The sequence below is a fragment of the Gordonia namibiensis NBRC 108229 genome (assembly GCF_000298235.1).
GTDB lineage: Bacteria > Actinomycetota > Actinomycetes > Mycobacteriales > Mycobacteriaceae > Gordonia > Gordonia namibiensis.
In genome coordinates this window covers 89,317-109,083 of sequence record NZ_BAHE01000015.1, presented here as the reverse complement: position 1 = coordinate 109,083, position 19,767 = coordinate 89,317, and the positions used below count along the sequence as shown (strand labels likewise).

General features: G+C 68.3%; 20 protein-coding genes and 1 pseudogene. 9 read left to right on the top strand and 12 right to left on the bottom strand.

The features are described 5' to 3' along the window. The first annotated feature begins 163 nt into the window (after nucleotides 1-163). Together GONAM_RS09840 and GONAM_RS09835 are read left to right on the top strand one after the other, a co-directional pair. Nucleotides 164-676 carry a phage holin family protein gene (locus GONAM_RS09840; RefSeq protein ID WP_005194581.1) on the top strand — a complete coding sequence of 171 codons (513 nt, stop codon included), beginning with the start codon at nucleotides 164-166 and terminating at the stop codon, nucleotides 674-676. A 3-nt stretch (nucleotides 677-679) separates the two neighbouring features. Next, on the top strand, nucleotides 680-1,744 hold the full coding sequence (locus GONAM_RS09835) for an alpha/beta fold hydrolase (protein WP_006866603.1): 1,065 nt from the start codon (nucleotides 680-682) through the stop codon (nucleotides 1,742-1,744). On the opposite strand, the gene GONAM_RS09830 is transcribed toward GONAM_RS09835, so the two are convergent. Genes GONAM_RS09830 through nth form a run of 4 tightly spaced genes read right to left on the bottom strand, consistent with a single transcriptional unit; the run spans nucleotide 1,659 to nucleotide 5,222 of the window. After that, nucleotides 1,659-2,852 carry a MarP family serine protease gene (locus GONAM_RS09830; RefSeq protein ID WP_006866602.1) on the bottom strand — a complete coding sequence of 398 codons (1,194 nt, stop codon included), beginning with the start codon at nucleotides 2,850-2,852 and terminating at the stop codon, nucleotides 1,659-1,661. The genes GONAM_RS09835 and GONAM_RS09830 overlap by 86 nt on opposite strands. Next, nucleotides 2,852-3,685: an NUDIX hydrolase gene (locus tag GONAM_RS09825; protein WP_006866601.1), complete on the bottom strand. Its 834-nt coding sequence runs from the start codon at nucleotides 3,683-3,685 to the stop codon at nucleotides 2,852-2,854. Before GONAM_RS09825 ends, GONAM_RS09830 begins: the two co-directional genes overlap by 1 nt. Beyond that, on the bottom strand, nucleotides 3,682-4,422 hold the full coding sequence (locus GONAM_RS09820; RefSeq protein WP_006866600.1) for a TlpA family protein disulfide reductase: 741 nt from the start codon (nucleotides 4,420-4,422) through the stop codon (nucleotides 3,682-3,684). Before GONAM_RS09820 ends, GONAM_RS09825 begins: the two co-directional genes overlap by 4 nt. Then, a complete protein-coding gene (nth, locus tag GONAM_RS09815; RefSeq protein ID WP_006866599.1) occupies nucleotides 4,419-5,222 on the bottom strand; it encodes an endonuclease III in 804 nt (267 codons plus the stop codon). Before nth ends, GONAM_RS09820 begins: the two co-directional genes overlap by 4 nt. Before the next feature lie 209 nt (nucleotides 5,223-5,431). Here nth and GONAM_RS09810 point away from each other — a divergent pair, with 209 nt between their 5' ends. Both GONAM_RS09810 and GONAM_RS09805 read left to right on the top strand, forming a co-directional pair. Then, nucleotides 5,432-5,692, top strand: coding sequence for a hypothetical protein (locus GONAM_RS09810; protein ID WP_040535932.1), 261 nt, complete (start codon nucleotides 5,432-5,434; stop codon nucleotides 5,690-5,692). Between the two features lie 220 nt (nucleotides 5,693-5,912). Next, nucleotides 5,913-6,587 carry a Crp/Fnr family transcriptional regulator gene (locus GONAM_RS09805; protein ID WP_005194565.1) on the top strand — a complete coding sequence of 225 codons (675 nt, stop codon included), beginning with the start codon at nucleotides 5,913-5,915 and terminating at the stop codon, nucleotides 6,585-6,587. 205 nt (nucleotides 6,588-6,792) lie between these two features. Here GONAM_RS09805 and GONAM_RS09800 read toward each other — a convergent pair whose 3' ends face one another. From GONAM_RS09800 to sp36, 7 genes and pseudogenes are all read right to left on the bottom strand, one after another. Next, a complete protein-coding gene (locus tag GONAM_RS09800; RefSeq protein WP_006866597.1) occupies nucleotides 6,793-7,611 on the bottom strand; it encodes an MBL fold metallo-hydrolase in 819 nt (272 codons plus the stop codon). 76 nt (nucleotides 7,612-7,687) lie between these two features. After that, the gene (locus GONAM_RS09795) at nucleotides 7,688-8,104 is read right to left on the bottom strand and encodes a DUF2628 domain-containing protein (RefSeq protein ID WP_006866596.1); all 417 of its coding nucleotides are present in this window, start codon (nucleotides 8,102-8,104) and stop codon (nucleotides 7,688-7,690) included. 99 nt (nucleotides 8,105-8,203) lie between these two features. Then, nucleotides 8,204-9,499 (bottom strand): MFS transporter, encoded by a 1,296-nt coding sequence (locus GONAM_RS09790; protein WP_006866595.1) that lies wholly within the window; start codon nucleotides 9,497-9,499, stop codon nucleotides 8,204-8,206. Between the two features lie 9 nt (nucleotides 9,500-9,508). After that, nucleotides 9,509-11,067: pseudogene (locus GONAM_RS09785) on the bottom strand (MFS transporter). A gap of 118 nt (nucleotides 11,068-11,185) precedes the next feature. Continuing rightward, a complete protein-coding gene (locus GONAM_RS09780) occupies nucleotides 11,186-11,947 on the bottom strand; it encodes a TSUP family transporter (protein ID WP_006866592.1) in 762 nt (253 codons plus the stop codon). A gap of 7 nt (nucleotides 11,948-11,954) precedes the next feature. Further along, complete coding sequence (locus GONAM_RS09775; RefSeq protein WP_006866591.1) at nucleotides 11,955-12,428, bottom strand: RidA family protein; 474 nt, start codon at nucleotides 12,426-12,428, stop codon at nucleotides 11,955-11,957. Nucleotides 12,429-12,430: 2 nt separating this feature from the next. Next, nucleotides 12,431-12,595 (bottom strand): Sp36 family protein, encoded by a 165-nt coding sequence (gene sp36 / locus GONAM_RS22565; RefSeq protein WP_004022081.1) that lies wholly within the window; start codon nucleotides 12,593-12,595, stop codon nucleotides 12,431-12,433. Nucleotides 12,596-12,638: 43 nt separating this feature from the next. Between sp36 and bagA the strand changes: the two genes are divergently transcribed. Both bagA and bagB read left to right on the top strand, forming a co-directional pair. Further along, nucleotides 12,639-13,709 carry an ATPase BagA gene (gene bagA, locus GONAM_RS09770; protein WP_006866590.1) on the top strand — a complete coding sequence of 357 codons (1,071 nt, stop codon included), beginning with the start codon at nucleotides 12,639-12,641 and terminating at the stop codon, nucleotides 13,707-13,709. Beyond that, on the top strand, nucleotides 13,709-14,803 hold the full coding sequence (bagB, locus tag GONAM_RS09765) for an ArsA family ATPase (RefSeq protein ID WP_006866589.1): 1,095 nt from the start codon (nucleotides 13,709-13,711) through the stop codon (nucleotides 14,801-14,803). Before bagA ends, bagB begins: the two co-directional genes overlap by 1 nt. 87 nt (nucleotides 14,804-14,890) lie before the next feature. On the opposite strand, the gene GONAM_RS09760 is transcribed toward bagB, so the two are convergent. Beyond that, a complete protein-coding gene (locus GONAM_RS09760) occupies nucleotides 14,891-15,202 on the bottom strand; it encodes a WhiB family transcriptional regulator (RefSeq protein WP_035754718.1) in 312 nt (103 codons plus the stop codon). A 283-nt stretch (nucleotides 15,203-15,485) separates the two neighbouring features. Here GONAM_RS09760 and GONAM_RS09755 point away from each other — a divergent pair, with 283 nt between their 5' ends. The 3 genes from GONAM_RS09755 to GONAM_RS09745 all read left to right on the top strand — a co-directional run bounded on the left by GONAM_RS09755 (nucleotide 15,486) and on the right by GONAM_RS09745 (nucleotide 19,760). Further along, nucleotides 15,486-17,936 (top strand): penicillin-binding protein, encoded by a 2,451-nt coding sequence (locus GONAM_RS09755; RefSeq protein ID WP_040535922.1) that lies wholly within the window; start codon nucleotides 15,486-15,488, stop codon nucleotides 17,934-17,936. A gap of 98 nt (nucleotides 17,937-18,034) precedes the next feature. Further along, a complete protein-coding gene (locus tag GONAM_RS09750) occupies nucleotides 18,035-19,030 on the top strand; it encodes a metallophosphoesterase (protein ID WP_006866586.1) in 996 nt (331 codons plus the stop codon). 34 nt (nucleotides 19,031-19,064) lie between these two features. Beyond that, nucleotides 19,065-19,760, top strand: coding sequence for a haloacid dehalogenase type II (locus GONAM_RS09745; protein ID WP_006866585.1), 696 nt, complete (start codon nucleotides 19,065-19,067; stop codon nucleotides 19,758-19,760). Nucleotides 19,761-19,767: the final 7 nt, after the last annotated feature.

Here is a 19,767-nt window from a genome sequence, read left to right as displayed (position 1 = left end):
CCCGCACTCCTCAGGGAGCAAGCAGATGCGCCGCCGGTGAGGACTTCACCGGTGGCGCATCCGCCTTTCGGCGGACTTTCACCGGCATATCGCCGGGTGGGCCGCCACCTCGTCAGCCCACGCATGGCAACATATGGCCATCAGCCGAACAACGGAGGATTCTGTGAGCCCCAACGAGCACGGCCTGCCCGAAGCGGGCCGGGACTCCGTCCCGTCGATCCCTCTTTCCGACGCGAACGCCGGTCCGAACGGTGAACCGAGCATCGGGAGCCTGGTCAAGGACGCCACCGCGAGCGTCTCGACCCTGTTCCGGTCCGAGGTCGCCCTCGCCAAGGCCGAGCTCGTCGGTGAGGCCAAGAAGGCAGGCGCGGGTACGGGTCTGCTGATCGTCGCCGGCGTGATGGCGCTGTACTCCAGCTTCTTCTTCTTTTTCTTCCTGGCCGAGCTGCTCGACGAGTTCGTGTGGCGCTGGCTGGCGTTCCTGATCGTCTTCCTGATCCTGGTCGTGGTCACCGTCATCGCGGCGTTCGTCGGCTACATCTTCTTCAAGAAGGTCCGAGGACCGAAGAAGACGATGGAGTCGGTCAACGAGTTGTCGACCGTGCTGCCCAACCGCGGCCCCGGCCATCCGCAGGTCCCGGCGCACCCGAGGATTCCTCCCGCCCGCGAGGGATAAGTCGTGAGCGAGGCACCTGACCCGTCGAGCGTTCGTCTTCCCGGCGACTGGGAGCACCTCGACGTCCGCGCCAACGGTGTCCGGTTCCACGCGGTCGAACCGGCGGGGGTTCCCGCCGGCGACCGGCCCCTCGTACTGCTGCTCCACGGTTTCGGCGAATTCTGGTGGAGTTGGCGTCACCAGCTGACAGCTCTCACCGAGGCCGGTTTCCGTGCCGTGGCGGTCGACCTCCGCGGTTACGGCGACACCGACAAACCACCGCGCGGCTACGACGGTTGGACCCTGGCCGGTGACACCAACGGTCTCATCCGCGCCCTCGGACACACCAGCGCCACGCTCATCGGCCACTCCGACGGCGGCCTGGTGTGCTGGGCGACCGCGACCCTGCATCCCCGCGTCGTCGACCGCATCGTCGTCGTCGCGTCTCCGCATCCACGGGCACTGCGACGACGCGCGCTACGTGACCGCGGTCAGCGGGCGCAGTTCCTCGACCTCTTCCTGCGCAATCAGATCCCGCGCGTCGGCGAACGGCAGATCACCCGCGACGACGCGGCGTTCATCGCCGACTACTTCGCGCAGCGATCGTCGTCGTCCTGGCGCTCGAAACCCGACTACGCACAGACCGTCGAACTGAACCGGTCGGCGATGCTGATCCCCTATGTGGCTCACTGCAGCCTGGAGTACCGGCGCTGGGCGTTCCGCTCCCAGTTCCGGCCCGACGGGGTGCGTTTCATGGAGCTGATGGACCAGCGGCTACATCTGCCGGTCCTCGCCCTCCGTGGCCGCGACGACCCGTACATCCTCAGCGACGCCATGGCCGACGGCCACCGGTGGGCGGCGCACCAGACCTACCGGCAGATCGAGGGCAGCGGGCACTTCGTGCATCAGGAGCAACCCGCCGCGGTGACCGAGGCGATCCTCGAGTTCCTCCGGACCGAACCGGAGGCGACCAACGACGTCGCCGCCAAGAAGGCGCGCCGGATCAGGCCAGCACGCACCTCTTGGTACTCACCCGCTCGCTTCGCCGCTCGGATTCGTCGAAGTCGGCGCGCACCTGACGGGCGGTGAGCACGAAGCCGGTCTCGTCGGCCGCGTTCTCCGCCGCACCGAACACGACGCCGAGCACCTCGCCGTCCGAGTTCAGCAGCGGCCCACCGGAATTGCCCTGCCGGATCGATCCGCGCACGGCATACACCTCGCGCGTCACCTGTCCGGTCCGATAGATGTCGTCGCCGGTGTGCATGAACGTCGACCGGACACGCAGCGGACTGACGTAGAACGGTCCGGCCTCGGGGAACCCGAGCGCGATGGCGTCGTCGCCGGTCGATGCCGGCCGCGAGGCGAACTTCAGCGCGGGCGCGCGGAGACCGGGGACGTCGAGGACTGCGATGTCGGTGTCGCTGTCGAAGAGGACGACCTTGGCGGGCAGCCGCGCCCCGGTGGAGGTCTCGACCTCGAGCCGCTCGGTGCCGGCCACGACGTGGGCGTTGGTCATCACGCGCTCGGGCGAGACGACGAAGCCGCTGCCCTCGAGGGCCTGGCGGCAACTGGGAGCGACACCCTCGATCTTGACGACGCTCGGACGCGCCTGTCGGACCACAGGTAGGTCGGTCAGTGCCGGATCAGGTGCATCCACATTGGTCGACGGCGTGCTCTGGAACGGGAACTTCGGCAGACCCGAACTGTCGAGCAGCGCCTTGAAGTCACCGGGCAGGTCGTTGACCCACTGCGGCGACAGCACCTCGACGCCGGCCAGGACCTTGGAGTCGCGAACAGCGCCGGCGATGGCCGGGTCGGCGGACCCGCGCAACGGGATCGCCAACAGTCCCGCGGCCAGCAGCACGGCGACGACCTGCAGGATCGAACCCACGCCGCTGTCGACGGCCCGCAGTCCCGGCGACCGGATACCGCCACGCGCGGCCCGGCCCAGCACCATGCCGGCCACCTCACCGATGACCACCAGCACGACGAGGACGGCGATCCCGACGAGCACGCGGACCTGCAGGTCGTCGAAACGCTCGATCAGATGCGGCGCCAGGAGCAGTCCCGCGACCGCACCGAGTGCGACGCCGATGAAGGCGAGTGCCGAGGCGACCGCACCGGACCGGTAACCGCTGATCGCGGCGAGGAGTGCGATGCCGATGACGATGACGTCGACCCACGTGGAACCGGTCATCAGCTCGCACCGGGTCCGGCGTCGGGGTCGGTCGTGCCGCGCGGATGGACCGCACTGAATCCCGACTCCTGGCGACTGCCTGCGAGCTCGATCATCTCGTCCAACGGCCGGACATCGTTCTTGTCCCACGGTCGGTCCCAGCCCGACGCGTCGCTGATGGCGGCGATGAGTCCGCCGGTGAAACCCCAGACCAGTAGGCCGTCGACGAAGAAGGCCGGTCCCTGATAGAGCCGTCCACCCATGACCGATCGGCGCACCTGGAAGCGGTTCTCGGGAGCGAGGAGTTCACGGAGGTTGATGCGGTCGACTCGGGCGGTCTCACCCGGGTCGACGACACGCACCTCGCTCGGCTCGCGCCAGTAGCCGATCACCGGCACGACGTCGAAACCCGACGGCGGAACCGGGAAGGTCGGCAGGTTGGCCACGATGTGTACGCCCGACGCGTCCAGACCGGTCTCCTCACGCGCCTCGCGCAGCGCGGTGCCGACCGGGAAGTCGTCGCCCGGGTCGGCCGCACCTCCCGGAAAGGCGACCTGCCCGCTGTGCTGACGCAGGGTCGACGCACGTTCGGTCAGGAGCACCTCGGCGTCGGCGGGCACACCGCCGGGATGATCGTCGGCGGCCTCCCAGGAACCGGAGAACAGCACCAGGACCGCGGCCGCACGGCGGTCGCGACGGAACATCTGGGCCCACCGGGTCCGGTCCCCGCCTCGATTGTTGACGCTCTCGGAGACAGCATCGACATCGCCGGTCAGGGCGTGCAACCACGGCGGGATCTCGTCAGGGTGCACGAGCGGGCCCACGTGCGGGTTACTGCGCGGGTCGTCGCTCATACGGTCACGCCCAGGTATTCCTCGACCGCATCGGCGATCTCCTGCGGACTGTCGAACACGCCGGGGTAGACCTTGGCGATCGTGCCGTCGGGACGCAGGAAGACGGTCGACGGGAAGACCCGCGGTGCGGTGATGGCGGCGGCCACTCGGCCGTCGGGATCGAGCACGGACGGCAAACGAACTCCGATCTCGGTGAGCAGGGTCAGCGGGAAGAACGGGTTGGTCCCGCCCTCCTTGGCGTGGAGTGCCAGCACCGTGACCCGGTCGCCGGCTCGGGCCGCGAACTCCTCGAAGTACGGCAGCTCGGTCTTGCAGGGACCGCACCACTGCGCCCAGACGTTGACGACGAGCGGCCTCCCGGCGGTGGCGGCGCCGAGGTCGTATGGCGCGCCGGTCCCCAGACATGGTTCGACGATGCCGGCCAGCACCGAGTCCGGGTTCTCCGGCAGGCCCGTCACCGGGCAGTCGGCGAGCTTCGCGTCAGCGCGTGCCTGTGCCACGCGGGCCTCGTCGACCGGCGCGTCGAAGGGACGCGCGCCGCTGGCCGACGGTGGCGCACCGGTGGTCGGCGACGGGGCGTCGCCGCGCGGCCAGATCGCGACGATGAGCGCGATCATCACGATGACGAAGACAAGGGTCCAGCGCGCGGCGGCCGGGAAACGGGAGGTCGGCGGCACGGAGGGTGCGGGGGAATCGGCGGGTTGCGGGGTCGCCGGTTCGGTGGCGTTGTCGTTCACGGGGCGGCGAGTCCGGCCAGTCGGAGCAGGTGCTCGGTCTCGGGGCCCTTGACCAGTGCGGCGGCCTCGGCCTTGTCCATCGGACCCGTGCCCACCGACGGGCAGTCCTTGGCAAGGATGCAGACCCCGCACGCCGGCTTGCGGGCGTGGCACACCCGCCGGCCGTGGAAGATCACGCGGTGGCTCAGGTCGGTCCACTCCTTGCGTTCGATCAGCTCGCCGACGGCGTGCTCGACCTTCACCGGGTCTTCTTCGTCGGTCCACTGCCAGCGTCGGACGAGGCGGCCGAAGTGGGTGTCGACGGTGATCCCGGGGACCCCGAACGCGTTGCCGAGGACGACGTTGGCCGTCTTGCGACCGAAACCGGGCAGCGACACCAGGTCCTTCAACGTGTTCGGGACCTCCCCGTCGTACCGCTCGAGGAGGGCCTGGCCGAGGCCGATGATCGAGTTCGCCTTGTTCCGGTAGAAGCCGGTGGAGCGGATCATCTCCTCGAGTTCGGTGCGGTCGGCCTCGGCGTAGTCGCGGGCGGTGCGGTACTTCGCGAAGAGCGCCGGGGTGGTCTGGTTGACCCGCACGTCGGTGCACTGAGCTGACAGGATGGTGGCGACCGACAGCTCGAGCGGGTTGGTGAAGTCGAGTTCGCAATAGACGTGCGGGAACGCGATCTTGAGGGTGCGGTTCATCCGGCGCGCGCGTCGGACCAGCCCGAGGTGGGTCTCCTGCTTGCGAGCCGGGGCCTCACCCACGGACGCAGCCTTACGTGCGCTCACGTGATTCAGGTTAGCGATGCCCTGCACGAACTCCGCTCACCACGGCTGTGGGTGGCCGTGCCGAACCGGCCTGTCGACCCCATCTCCCCAGCTCACAGCCTTCTTTCCCGCTTCGGTGTGAGCTACCCGGCTCGACGGGCCGAAATGAGGGCCGCAACCTACGGTCAGGTAACAAGTCAGTGACGTCGCCTTGTCCGATGAGGATTCTGCGGGGTCTTTTGTGTTTACTTGTCCCCATGCATGGTCTCGCAGCACTGCTGTTCCCGGCTGTACTCATGCTCTTCGCCATGGGCATGGACAAGTTGCAGGCCCGGGTCGACCGCGTGTCCGTCTCCAACGACGAGGTCGACGAATTCATCGACCGCACGGGGTCCCAGAACGCCGGCAAGCCGCCGCGCGATTCCGCGCCCGCCGAACTGCACGAGTTGCGGTTCCATCGCTTCGATCACGAATCGGCGACCGCCGATCACGCCGCCTCGCCGCAGCGGGCCAGCTGATCCGCGAGCAGCTCGCACACGCCGTCCCGACGCCTCTTTCTCGGTGTCGCCAGCCTGCCGGCGGTCGATGATCGACGAATCGCCGCATCTTGTCCGTCGGACACACCCGCAATGCGGCGTCAGTGACCCATTCAACACATATGCTGGTTCGCGGGGTAGCGTATCCAAGGGCGCGATCTCACACGTGGCTGTAGCAAAGATTTCGAGAAAGGTTCCCTAGGTGGAAGAAGTACTGGCGCGGGCAGGCATATTTCAAGGCGTCGAGCCTTCTGCCGTCGCGGCGCTGACCAAGCAGCTTCAGCCCGTTGACTTCCCTCGTGGACACGTGATCTTCCATGAAGGCGAGCCCGGTGACCGGCTCTACATCATCATGTCCGGCAAGGTGAAGGTCGGCCGACGCTCCCCGGACGGCCGCGAGAACCTGCTGACGATCATGGGACCGTCGGACATGTTCGGCGAGCTCTCCATCTTCGACCCGGGCCCCCGCACCTCGTCGGCGACGACGGTGACCGAGGTCCGCGCGGTGTCGATGGACCGCGACGCCCTGCGCGCCTGGATCAAGGACCGTCCCGAGATCGCCGAGCAGCTGCTCCGCGTGCTCGCACGTCGTCTGCGCCGCACCAACAACAACCTCGCCGACCTGATCTTCACCGACGTGCCCGGTCGCGTCGCGAAGCAGCTCCTGCAGCTCGCTCAGCGTTTCGGCACCCAGGAGGGCGGCGCCCTGCGCGTCACCCATGACCTGACCCAGGAAGAGATCGCCCAGCTGGTCGGCGCCTCGCGTGAGACCGTGAACAAGGCACTCGCCGACTTCGCCCAGCGCGGCTGGCTCCGTCTCGAAGGCAAGAGCGTCCTGATCGCCGACTCGGAGCGTCTGGCGCGTCGCGCACGCTGATTCGAACAACCACAGAGCCGCTCGTTCCTCCGGGAACGAGCGGCTCTTGGTTTTGTCCTTCGCTCCCTGAGGTGCGAGCGGACCGGGTCTGCCCCTCGCTCCCTGAGGTGCGAGCGGACCGGGTCTGCCCCTCGCTCCCTGAGGTGCGAGCGGACCGGGTCTGCCCCTCGCTCCCTGAGGTGCGAGCGAAGCGAGCCTCGAAGGGTCAGGCCTCGCGCAGATACTCCAGCTGCGCCTTCACCGACATCCGCGCGGCCGGCCACAACTTCTTGTCGACGTCGGAGTAGACCCGGCGCACGACCTTCATCGGCTTGGCCTCGTGCGGAGACACGCCCATGTCGTCGAGGGCGGCCACGATCTGGTCGATCCGCTCCTCGCGGTGGGCTTTGTAGAACCGGGCGACCGGGACGAGGTCGGGGTGATCGGGGCCGTGCGCGGGAAGCAGTGCGGCACCCTCGCCCTCGACGATCAGCCGGTTGAGGGAGTTCAGGTAGTCACGCAACCCGCCGTCGCTGGGGTCCAGTACGGTCGTGCCACTTCCCAAGATCGTGTCCCCGGTCAGTACCGCGCGCTGATCCTCGTGCTCGACGAGAAAGCTCACCGAGTCCCCGGTGTGTCCGGGCGTGTGCAGCACCGTGATCCGCAGTCCCGCGACCTCGATGACCTCGCGGTCGCGCAGCGGTTCCGCATTCCGACAGAACTCGCCGAGACGTGCGCGCACGGGCGCGCCGGTGCGCTTGTGGAGGCGCTTGACCCCACCGGTGTGGTCGAAATGCCGGTGGGTGATGAGGGTCAGTGCGACCCCGGGGAGTTCGGCGAGGCGTCGTGCGTGGTGCTTGTACTTCGGCGGACCGGGATCGACGACGACGCACTCGTCACTACCCGGCGCACGCAACACATAGGTGTTGGTGCCGTCGAGTTCCATCATCCCGGAGTTGTCGCACAACAGGACCGAGGCGAAGGGCGTGACCTCCCGCAGCACCCCGTAGGCGGGGTGCGCGGGAACGGCATCGGAGGCGCTCATGACCCCGAGCCTATCCATTGACGGCGATCCGGGTCACACTGCGCTGCGTATCCGATCGCGCCGAGTCGATCCGCGGTCAGCTCTTGCTGCGGCCCATGCCCTCGAAGGGGTTCCACGACCGGTTGTCGTTCCGGACGTGCAGGTACCACGCGTAGTTCGCGGTGGTCGCGTACAGCGCACCGACACCACACGCGATGGCCAGGTCGAAGCTGCTCGGGACGTTCAGGGTCAACAGCACGAAGTTGAGCACCAGTGTCAGCGCGAACAGCGTCAGACCCTTGCGCCACATGCCCTTGACGGCGAAGTAGATGGGCCCGAAGAAGAACGCTAGCGGGTTGAACGTGAGCCGTGCGCGCTGCCCGAAGGACAACTGCCTCATCGCCTCCCGGGCGGGCGGGTCGGCGGGCGGTCCGTAGGCGTCGAAGAAGGCGAATCGGCTGTGCCAGCTCGGCGGTACGGCCTGATCGCGGATGGGCTGTCCGGAGAAGGTCATCGGTATCTGTTCCTGTTCCTCGGCCCCCGACCGGGGTCCCTGTCACGTATCACTCGTCGGCCGCCTCGTTCACGCCGCGGCACCGCCTGCGGTCGAACTCTAGGCCATCGCCGCCGGTCGTCGCCCACGTGCACCGTCGACGACGACATACGCGGCGGTGAGGACGGCGATCGTCCCGGCGCCCAGGACGAGGGCGGCGTATCCGAACGCCCCCACCACGACTCCGGCGAGCGCGCCTGCCCCGGCCCCCGCAAGGCTCATCGATGTGTCCGAGACTCCCTGTGCAGCAGCACGTCTCGTGGTGTCAACAGCATCGGTCAGCAGGGTCGACGCCGCGACCGTGGACGCCGACCACCCGATGCCGAGCAGCACCAGCGCGGCGACCAGGCCGGCCTGCGAGTCGACGAAGACGAACCCGGCGACGCAACTGACGACCAGCACCGCCTGCCCGCCGAGGATGACCGGTACCCGTCCCACGCGGTCGGCGAGGATGCCCATGATCGGCGAAAGCGCGTACATCCCGGCGATGTGGGCACTGATCGACAACCCGACGAGCGTTACAGACGCGCCGCCGTGGTGCATGTGTACGGGAGTCAGTGTCATCACCCCGACCATCACCGCATGCGCCGAGACGACCGCAGCCAACGCCGCTCGGGCCTGCGGAGACTGCACGATCGCCGAAAGCCCCTCTGCCGGCGACGGCCTCGACGTCGACTCCGGGGCCCCACGGTTGGCTTCGATCAGCGGGTCGGGGCGCAGTCCGATGACGAGTACGGCGGCGGCACACAGGCATCCGACGGCCCCCAGCAGGAACGGCCCTGACAGGTCGGCCATCCCGACCCATCCCGCGACCGCCGCCCCCAGCGGCACCAGCGCGGGCCCGACCACGGCGCCTACCATCGTCATCCACACCACCAGCGAGAGATCCCGTCCCCGAGTCTCCGGTGACGCCAGATCCGTTGCCGCGAAACGTGCCTGGAGGCTCACCGCGGTACCCGACCCGAGGGCCGTCATCCCGGCGAGCATCACCGGGAACCAACCCCGATCCACACCGAGGGCCACGATGAGCGCGCCCGCGGCGGCGACGAGCAGACCGGTGGCGAGTGCGGGTCGCCGGCCCCGCGCCGACGCCAGAGACGCCAGCGGCAGACCGGCCGCCGCCGCACCGAGGGTCAGCACCGTCGTCGGCAGCCCCGCCAGCGACTCTGTCCCGGACAGTTCCTCGCCGAGGATCGCGCCGAGGGCCAGCGCCCCGCCCATGGACACGCCACCCAGAACCTGGACCAGGCACAACAGGACGACGGTGCGGCGCTGGATCGCCGCACGCATCGGATCGGCGACGGATTCACTCGAGGCGTTCACCCCCACAGCATCGACGTTCCCGCGCGAGACCACCAAGTCATTTCAACCCGCGCGCCGCATGCGCAACGCGTTCAGGGTTCCGAGCGCACCCGCGGCCAGCGGGATCACCAGGGCAACCTGCAACGCCAAGGGCCGGACGTCGGTGTTGATCCGGAGGATCTCGGCACGGACATCCTCGGGTTGTCCGGCGAGCAGTTCGGACAGGTGGGAATTGCTCATGACCTGAGCGTCGTCTCGAGCACCTGTGCGACACGTTGCTGCTCGGCAGGTTCCAGCACCGCGCTCGATTCCGACTCGCGGGTGAACCCGAACGCCAGCGACGCCAGCAGGACCGCGCCGGCACAGGCCAGGCCGAAGGAGAGTCCGAACGACCCGGCGGCGGAGTTCGTCCCGGCCGCCTCGCTCACCCGTTCCTCGCTCATCGGTCCCAGCGTGTAGTCGTTGAGTTGGGAGACGAGCAGTCCGAGTCCCGAACCGGCCACGAGGAGCGGGATGATCAGTCCCCAGCCGAATTCGGCGCGCGGCACGATCGGGATCAGCACCGCGATGCCCGCGGTGAGGAGCGCGAAACCGACGAGGACGACGGCCGATGCGGGTCGCTCGCCCGCCTTCCTACCGGCGAGCAGTGCCACCGCGAACATGCTGAGCGACAAGGGCGCCAACGACAGCCCGGCCTGCATCGCGTCGTACTCGAGCACCATCTGCAGGTAGATCGGCAACGCGATCATGATGCCGCCGAGCGCGATCTGCTGGAGCAGTTGCTGACTCACCCCGATCCGGAACGGCTTGGACCGGAACAGGTCCGGGTCGAGCAGAGTGGACCGGCCGGCTCGTCGCCGGCGGATCAGCCACCAGGTCAACCCCGCGAGTGCGGCGGCCCCGACCACCAGCAGTGCTCCGACGGCTTCACCACCCTCCTGCCACACCAGGATTCCGAGGACGATGCCACCCATGCCGATCACCGAGAGCAGGGCACCGACGAGGTCGACGCCGCGCGACCCGGTGAACTCGACATCGCGCACGAGCCCGATGCCGCACAACACGATCGCGATGATGACGACCTCGCCGAGGAAAGCGAGCCGCCAGGAGAGGTACGTCGTGATGAATCCGCCGAGCAGCGGACCGACCGCCGCCGCGATCGCTGCGGCCGCACCGACGAGGGCGTAGACCCGCTTCTGGTCGTCGCCGGTGAAGTTCCCGTGGACGAGCGACTGCATCGCCGGCAACAGCAGGGACGCCCCGATGCCGCCGATGATCGCCCAGAAGACGATGACGGCCATGAGTCCCTGCGCGAACACCATCGCCATCGCTCCGACGGCGTAGCCGAGCAGGCCGAGGACGTAGGCGCGGCGTCGTCCGATGAGATCCCCCACCTTGCCGCCGATCAGGATGAACGCCGCCGACACCAGGGCCTCGAGCGCAATCGCGGACTGCACGCCGCTGACGGTCGTCTCCAGGTCGCGGACGACGGCCGAGATCGATACGTTCATGACCGACGTGTCGACGACGAGCACGAACATGGCCATCGCGAGCAGGAGGGCGAGGACCCGTTGCTTTCCCGACAGCGGCGTGGCCGTTCCGGGAGTCGTGGCATCGGTCATTTCGCACCGCCTCGCCGGGCGGCCGTCGAAGCATCGGGTGACGCATGCGACCGACCTGATGACGAGGATAAGTCCGCGGGTCGCTCCCGGTTCGGGGTTCGGTCGTCCCGGTCCCGGATCAGTCCGTGATCAGGTCGTACCCGAGCTTCCCGACCATCACCACGACGACGGCGAGCAGGACCCACCGGACGAAGGAGCTGCCGCGTCCGATGGCCATGTGCGAGCCGATCTGGGCACCGACGATGTTGGCCGCCGCCAGCCCGAGACCCAAGAGCCACAAGACATTTCCCTGCAGTCCGAAAACCGTCAGCGCCCCGAGGTTGGTGCCGGTGTTGATGACCTTGGCCATCGCCGAACTCTCCAGGAACGACGTCCCGACGAGCGCGGTGAGGCTGATGATGAGGAAGGTCCCGGTACCGGGACCCATCACCCCGTCGTAGAACGCGATGACGACACCGGCGATCACCAGACCGGCGATCGTGGACAGCCGCGACCGCGGGCCCGCGGAGGCGTCGCCGCCGAACCCGGGGTTCAGCGCGACGAACAGCCCGACCGCGACGAGCATCACCAGCACGATGGGCGTGAAGATCTCCGTCGGCAGCGAGATCGCCACCAGCGCACCGAGAGCCGAGAACACGAGCGCGGCGACGAACACCGGGACGAGCCGGCGCAGGTCGATGCGCACGTGCCGCACATAGCGCCAGGCGGCCGACGCGGTGCCGAACACGGCGGCGAGTTTGTTGGTGCCGAGAGCCGTCGCCGTCGGCAGGCCGGGCTGCGCGATCAGCATCGCGGGGATCAACACCAGTCCGCCGCCGCCGACAACGGCGTCGACCCAGCCGGCAGCGGCGGCCGCGACGATCAGTAGCGCGACGTCCAAGGAGGCGTCAGGCCACTTCGACGATCAGTTCCACCTCAACGGGCGCACCGAGCGGCAATTCCGCGACACCGACGGCCGACCGGGCATGAACGCCCGCGTCGCCGAAGATCTCACCGAGCACGTCCGATGCGCCGTTGATGACCTTCGGCTGCCCGGTGAAGCCCGGGGCGGACGCCACGAAGCCGACCACCTTGACGATGCGCACCACCGAGTCGATTCCGACCAGCGCGTGCACCGCGGCGAGCGCGTTCAGCGCACAGACCCGAGCCGCGGCGGTGGCCTCATCCGGACGGACGACGCCCTCGGCACCGTCGTGCACCTTGCCGTGTACGGAGAGTTCGCCGTCGACGATCGGGAGCTGCCCCGAGGTGTAGACGAGGTTGCCCGTCCGCACGGCCGGCGTGTAGCTGGCCACCGGCGGCACCACGTCGGGCAGCGCGATGCCGAGTTCGGCTAGTCGATCTGTCCAGGTCGCAGCCATGCTCAGCCCTTCGGTCGCTTCAGGTAGGCGACGTGCTGCTCACCGGTCGGGCCGGGGAGCACCGACACCAGTTCCCAGCCGTCCGCACCCCACTGATCGAGGATCTGTTTGGTTGCGTGCGTCAGCAGCGGCACCGTCACGTATTCCCACGCGGTCACTTCACTCATGGACTCACCCTAACTGCCGACGATGAATGGATAAGGTGTTGCGGTGGCCAATGAACAGGGCTCACGTTCCGGGGCGGGGGAAGGTCTCGATTCCGGCGTGACAGACAAGTCTTCAGTCACTGTCGACAACGAGTGGCCGGACGCGGCATCGCGCGCCCGGTTGCACTTCGTATCGGGCAAGGGCGGGACAGGTAAGACGACGATCGCGGCGGCGCTGGCACTCGCGCTGGCCGCCGACGGCAAGAAGGTCCTCCTCGTCGAGACCGAGGGCCGGCAGGGCATCGCGCAGCTCTTCGACATCCCGCCGCTGCCGCCGACCGACACCAGGATCGCAACCGCCGAGGGCGGCGGTGAGGTGTCGGCGCTCGCCATCGACATCGAGCACGCACTGCTCGAATACCTCGACATGTTCTACAACCTCGGCTTCGCCGGCCGGGCGATGAAGCGCATCGGCGCCATCGACTTCGTGACCACGGTGGCACCGGGTCTTCGCGACGTGCTGCTCACCGGCAAGATCAAAGAGCGCATCATCCACACCGACAAGAAGGGCGACCGCGTGTACGACGCGGTGGTCGTCGACGCGCCGCCGACCGGCCGGATCGGCAACTTCCTCGACGTCACCCAGGCGATGGCCGACCTCGCCAAGACCGGCCCGATCCGCAATCAGAGCGAGGGCGTCGTCCGCCTGCTGCACTCGGAGGAGACCGTCGTCCATCTGGTGACGCTGCTCGAGGCGATGCCGATCCAGGAGACCATCGAGGCAATCGACGAGCTGCGCGGCAAGAACCTCAATCTCGGCAGCCTCATCATCAACCGGGTCAGCGCCCCGCACCTGCCCGCCGACGCGATCGACGAGATCGCCGAGGGCCGGATCGATGCCGCGCGCATCGAGGAGAACCTGACGGCCGCCGGGATGAAGCTCGCCGACGGCGACCTGTCCGGCCTGCTCACCGAGACGATCGAACACGCGACCCGCCTGCAGGCGCAGCAGATCGCGAAGGCACAGCTCGACGAGGTGGAGCTGCCGACGCTCGAACTGCCGTCCCTCGGCGACGGCATCGACCTCGGTTCCATCTACGAGCTGGCCAACCTCCTCCAGAAAGCGGGTGCGTGATGCCACTCGATCTCAAGATGGGAGCGGTACTCACCGACCCCGGGACACGCGTCGTCATCTGTTGTGGCGCAGGCGGCGTCGGCAAGACCACGACGGCGGCCGCCATGGCGATGTACGCCGCGGAGCAGGGGCGCACGGTCGCAGTCCTCACCATCGACCCGGCCAAACGGCTCGCCCAGTCCCTCGGCATGTCCGAGCTCACCAACGAGCCGCAGCCCGTGCCGATCGAGGGCAAGGGCACGCTCGACGCGATGATGCTGGACATGCGCCGCACCTTCGACGAGATGGTGCTCGAGTACTCCACTCCGGAACGCGCCGAGGCGATCATGCAGAACGCCTTCTATCAGACGGTCGCGTCCTCGTTCTCCGGCACGCAGGAGTACATGGCGATGGAGAAGCTCGGCAAGTTGCTCGAGCAGGACCACTGGGATCTCATCGTCGTCGACACCCCGCCGTCGCGGAACGCACTCGACTTCCTCGACGCCCCGCAGCGCCTCGGCTCGTTCCTCTCGGGCCGGCTGATGAAGGTTCTGGTCGGCGGCGGACGCGGCGTGGGCCGTATGGTCACCGGCGCGATGAGCCTGGCGATGCGCGGCGTCTCCACCATCATCGGCGGCGACATGCTGCGCGACGTCGCGATGTTCGTGCAGTCGCTCGACTCGATGTTCGGCGGCTTCCAGGACCGTGCCCTGAAGACCTACGAACTGCTGAAGCAGCCCGGCACCCAGTTCGCGGTGGTCGCGGCGGCCGAGGCCGACGCCCTGCGTGAGGCCGCGTTCTTCGTCGACCGGTTGTCGGAGGAGACGATGCCGCTCGCAGGCCTGATCCTCAACCGGACCCACCCGAACCTCACCTCGATCCACGAGGAGGCAGCGCTGGTGGCGCTGGAGTCGGTCACCGACGACCTGACTCGCGGGGTGCTGCAGATCCACGCCGATCGCGCCGCCACCGGAAAGCGCGAACTGCATCTGCTGCAACGGTTCACGGCCGCCCATCCCCGGGTTCCGATCGTCGGGGTCCCGGCGCTGCCGTTCGAGGTCGCGGACGTGACCGCCCTTCGCGCCGTCGCCGAACAGATCACCGGACGCGGTTGAGCCCGCGGAACACCCACGGATGACAATTCGGCTCGGCCGGCATCTGCCGGTCGAGCCGAATTGCTCTGACTGAAGGGTCTGCGGTGATCAGACCGCGTCGGCGCGCTGGCGGCGACGCTGGGCTTCGAAGAACGCCGACCACGAGGTGACCTCGGGGTGCTGGCGCAGGAGTGCGCGACGCTGACGCTCGGTCAGGCCACCCCACACACCGAATTCGACGCGGTTGTCGAGGGCATCTGCACCGCATTCGAGCTGTACCGGGCAGTGCCGGCAGATGGTCGCGGCCTTGCGCTGAGCTGCTCCTCTCACGAACAGATCGTCCGGGTCTCCGCCCCGGCACCGCGCCTTGGCCACCCAGGCCAAGCGATCTTCTCCGGTAGAAACTGCCGCTGTCGCCATCCGCCACCCCTACTGTCGTGTTCCGCATAAGCCCCGAGCTCGGGACTCAACTCGCTGCTCAGACCACATTTACAACTCACTGTTAAGTGAGTCACATTCTGCACTCAATCTAGGGATCTGTGCATGGGTGCGCAACCCCTGGAGCGCAACAAAGTGGGACCACCGTGCAAACTCATCCGATCGGAGGGTTGCGGGATCGTGGTCCGGGCGCCACGGTCCCCGCGGATCCCCGGGGGCGAGGCTGGGCGATGTTCCGGCCGATCGCACGTATCCTGTCGGGGTGATGTCGAAGAAGCTGTGGTCACTGGCCTGGGCGAGCCTGCTGGCCGGCATTCTCGTCGCGGGCCTTCTCTATCCGGTGGCCAGTGGGGTCGGCGTCGTCTCCAACCGGGCGGCAGCGGCAGTCGAGAACGTCTCCTCCGAACTACTGAACGGCACGTTGCCGGAGGTCACCACCATGACCGACGTCAACGGGAAGCCGATCGCGGTGCTGTTCGACCAGTACCGCTACCAGGTCGGATACAACGACATCTCGCCCGACATGATCCGCGCGATCATCTCCGTCGAGGACCGGCGCTTCCTCGAGCACGACGGCGTCGACTGGAAGGGCACCATCCGCGCCGCGCTGAAGAACTCGTCATCCGGCGAGGTCCAGCAGGGCGCCTCGACGCTCGACCAGCAGTACATCAAGAACTATCAACTGCTCGTCCTGGCCCGGACCGAGGCCGATCGCCAGGCCGCGGTCGAGACGACCCCCGCGCGCAAGCTGCGCGAGGTGCGCATGGCGCTCACGCTCGAACAGACCCTCATCGACCAGGCCAAGCGTGACAAGGGCCTCGACGATGCCGCCGCCAAGCAGGAGGCGAAGAAGCAGATCGTCACCCGCTATCTGAACGTCGTCCCCTTCGGCAACAACGCCTACGGCATCGAGGCGGCCGCGCAGACCTACTTCGGCATCCCGGCCAAGGACCTCCAGGTCGAGCAGGCTGCGATGCTCGCCGGCATGGTCCAGTCCAGTTCGGCGCTGAATCCCTACAGCAACGCCGAGGGCACACTGACCCGCCGGAACCTCGTGCTGGACACGATGATCGACAACTTCCCCGAGCGACGGGCCGAGCTGGTCGCGGCCAAGGAGAAGCCGCTCGGCGTGCTGCCGCGCCCGCGGACGCCGACCCAGGGCTGCATCGCCGCCGACAACGAGGGCTTCTTCTGCGACTACGCGCTGCAGTTCCTCGCCGAGAACGGCATGTCGCGCAACTCGGTGCTGCGCGGCGGCTACATCATCCAGACAACCCTCGACCCCGACGTCCAGCGCGCAACGGATCGCGCGGTGAAGGCCCAGGCCTCCCCCACCGCCGACGGCGTCGCCGACGTCATGAGCACCATCCGTCCCGGCGACAAGTCCCACGACGTGCTGTCGATGGCGTCGAGCCGGCGTTACGGTCTGAACCTCGCCGCCGGCGAGACGATGCAGCCGCAGCCGTTCTCCACCGTCGGTGACGGCGCGGGCTCGGTGTTCAAGATCTTCACCGTCGCAGCGGCCATGGAGAAGGGCCTCGGTGCCGGCTCGAGCATCCCGGTCCCCGGCTTCGTCGCCGTGGAGGGCATGGGTAACAGCGCCGGGGCCAACGGATGCCCGGAGAACTCCTACTGCGTCAAGAACGACGGCCGGTACCCGGCATCACTGTCGGTGTCCGATGCACTCGCCCAGTCGCCGAACACCGCCTTCGTCAAGCTGCTGCAGCAGGTCGGCGTGAAGCCGGCGGTCGACATGGCCGTCCGCCTCGGACTCCGCTCCTACACGGTGCCCGGCTCCTCGGGTTACGGCGAGAAGAGCATGGCGCAGTACGTCAAGGACGGGAACTTCGGCTCGTTCACGCTCGGACCGCTCCCGCTCAACGGACTCGAACTCGCCAACGTGGCCGCGACCCTCGCCTCCGGCGGGGTCTGGTGCCCGCCCAATCCGATCAAGGCCATCAGCCGCGTCAAGCGGGACCAGTACGGCAACCCGGTGATCGGCCCCGACGGGCAACGCGCCCTCACCTCGGTCCCGTTCAACTCGCCGGGTTGCGAACAGGTCGTCGACAAGGGCCTCGCCGACACACTCGCCAACGCGCTGAGCAAGGACGACAAGGGCGGCGGCACCGCGGCCGGCGCGGCCGGTTCGGCCGGCTGGACCCTCCCGATGTCGGGCAAGACCGGTACCACCGAGGCCCACCGCAGCTCCGCGTTCATCGGTTTCACCAACCAGATCGCCGGCGCCGCCTACGTCTACAGCGACGGCCCGAACCCGCAGGGCGTCTGCAGCAGCCCGCTGCGGTCCTGCTACGACGGCGACCTGTACGGCGGTATGGAGCCCGCGCGCACATGGTTCCAGGCGATGAAGCCGGTGGCCACGAAGTTCGGTCCGGTCCGGCTGCCCCCGGTCGACCGCGAGTACTGGCGCGGCAGTGATCGCGGCCGGATTCCGCAGGTCAGCGGCCTGACAGCCAGTGAGGCCACCTCACGGCTCCAGCGGGACGGTTTCAAGGTCAACGAACTCGAGGTCGACAGCGGTCGCCCGAAGGGCACCGTCGTCTTCACCGCGCCGTCGGACTCGGCGATGCCGGGCAGCACGGTGACGATCTACGTGAGCAACGGTCGACGCGCAGGCGGCGACAGCGGCAACGGTCCCACCGAGACCACCGTCGTGGTTCCGGGCGTTGGTCCCGTCGTCATCCAGCTACCCGGCTGAGTCACCGGCCGGAGCACCTCTGCTTGCAGACGGTGGGTCGTCCGTGCGGCCCACCGAAGGGGGGTGGGCATGCGCTCGGAGGTGCGTATTCTGAACAGATGCAGCACTCCGAACTCGACTTCCGCTCACGCCTCGGTTCGTCCGGTTCCGGGGTCGGTTCGCGCGCACTCGTCGGTGCCGCGGGGCTGGCCGCCGCCGGTCTCGTCTACTCGACCGTCATCGAGCGCAACGCCTTCGCCCTGCGCCACACGACGCTGTCGGTCCTTGAACCCGGCGCCTCTCCCCTGCGGGTCCTGCACATCAGCGACCTGCACATGATGCCCAACCAGCGGCTCAAGCAGGCGTGGATCTCCGAGCTCGAGGCCCTCGAACCCGACCTGGTGGTCAACACCGGCGACAACCTCGCGCACCCGCAGGCGGTGCCTGCCGTGATCCAGTCCCTCGGCGGACTCCTGTCACGGCCGGGCCTGTTCGTCTTCGGCTCCAACGACTACTTCGGACCCAAGCCGAAGAACCCGCTGAAGTACTTCAAGAAGGACCATCAGCGGACGCACGGTGAACCGCTCCCCTGGCAGGACCTCCGGGCGGCGTTCACCGAACGCGGCTGGCTGGACGCCACGCACACCGTGCGTGAGCTCGAGGTCAGCGGCGTCCGCGTGGTCGCATCCGGCGTCGACGACCCGCACATCGAGCGGGATCGCTACGAGACCATCGCCGGGCGCCCCAATCCCCTCGCACACCTGCGCCTGGGGCTCACGCATTCGCCCGAACCGCGGGTCCTCGACCGCTTCGCCGCCGACGGCTACGACCTGGTGATGGCCGGCCACACCCACGGCGGGCAGCTGTGCCTGCCGTTCTTCGGTGCCCTCGTCACCAACTGCCACATCGACCGCTCTCGGGTGAAGGGGCCGTCGAACTGGGGTTCGTCGATGAAGCTGCACGTCAGTGCCGGACTGGGCACCTCCCCATACGCGCCCGCACGCTTCTGCTGCCGGCCGGAGGCCAGCCTGCTGACCCTCACCCCGGTCTCACACGGCGACGCCGACTACGACGCCGACCAGTCGCTGCCGCAGCTGGCCCGCGAGACCCTGTGACGGGCAACCGAACACGTCGGGAGCACACCGGCTCGTGAACTCCCTCGGGGTGAAGGTCCTGGCGTTCGACACCTTCGGGACGGTCACCGACTGGTTCACCGGCATCGCCGGTGCCGTCGCACGCACCGTGCCCGACGTCGACGCCGCCGCCTTCGCCCGCGAGTGGCGCAGTCGCTACTCACCGATCCTCGCGCGCGTCGAGGCCGGAGAGCTCCCCTGGCGCCGTCTGGACGATCTGCAGACCGAGACCCTCCACGAGGTCGCGGCGGTCTTCGATGTGGCTCTGGACGCCGATCAGAGCCGCGCGCTCGTACGAGCGTGGCGTGCCATCCCCGGTTGGCCCGATGCCGCGGAAGGGATTCGACGACTCAAGCGGGACTTCATCGTGTGCGCGCTCAGCAACGGCACCGTGGCGCTGCTGACCGACATGGCCCGGCACAACGACTTCGCCTGGGATGTCATCGGCGGCTCCGACCTCTGGCGGCACTACAAGCCTGCACGCGAGACCTACTGCGGCCTGGCCGAACTCCTCGAGGTGGAGCCGGACGAGGTGATGATGGTCGCGACACACCAGGCCGACCTCGATGCCGCACGCTCCTTCGGCCTGCGCACCGCATTCATCGAGCGCCCGGACGAGTGGGGCGGCGAGCCCAAGGACGATTCCGGGTCACCCGACAACGACTTCCACGCACCGGATCTGCTGGACCTCGCCCGGCAGCTGGGTTGCTGAAGGGCCA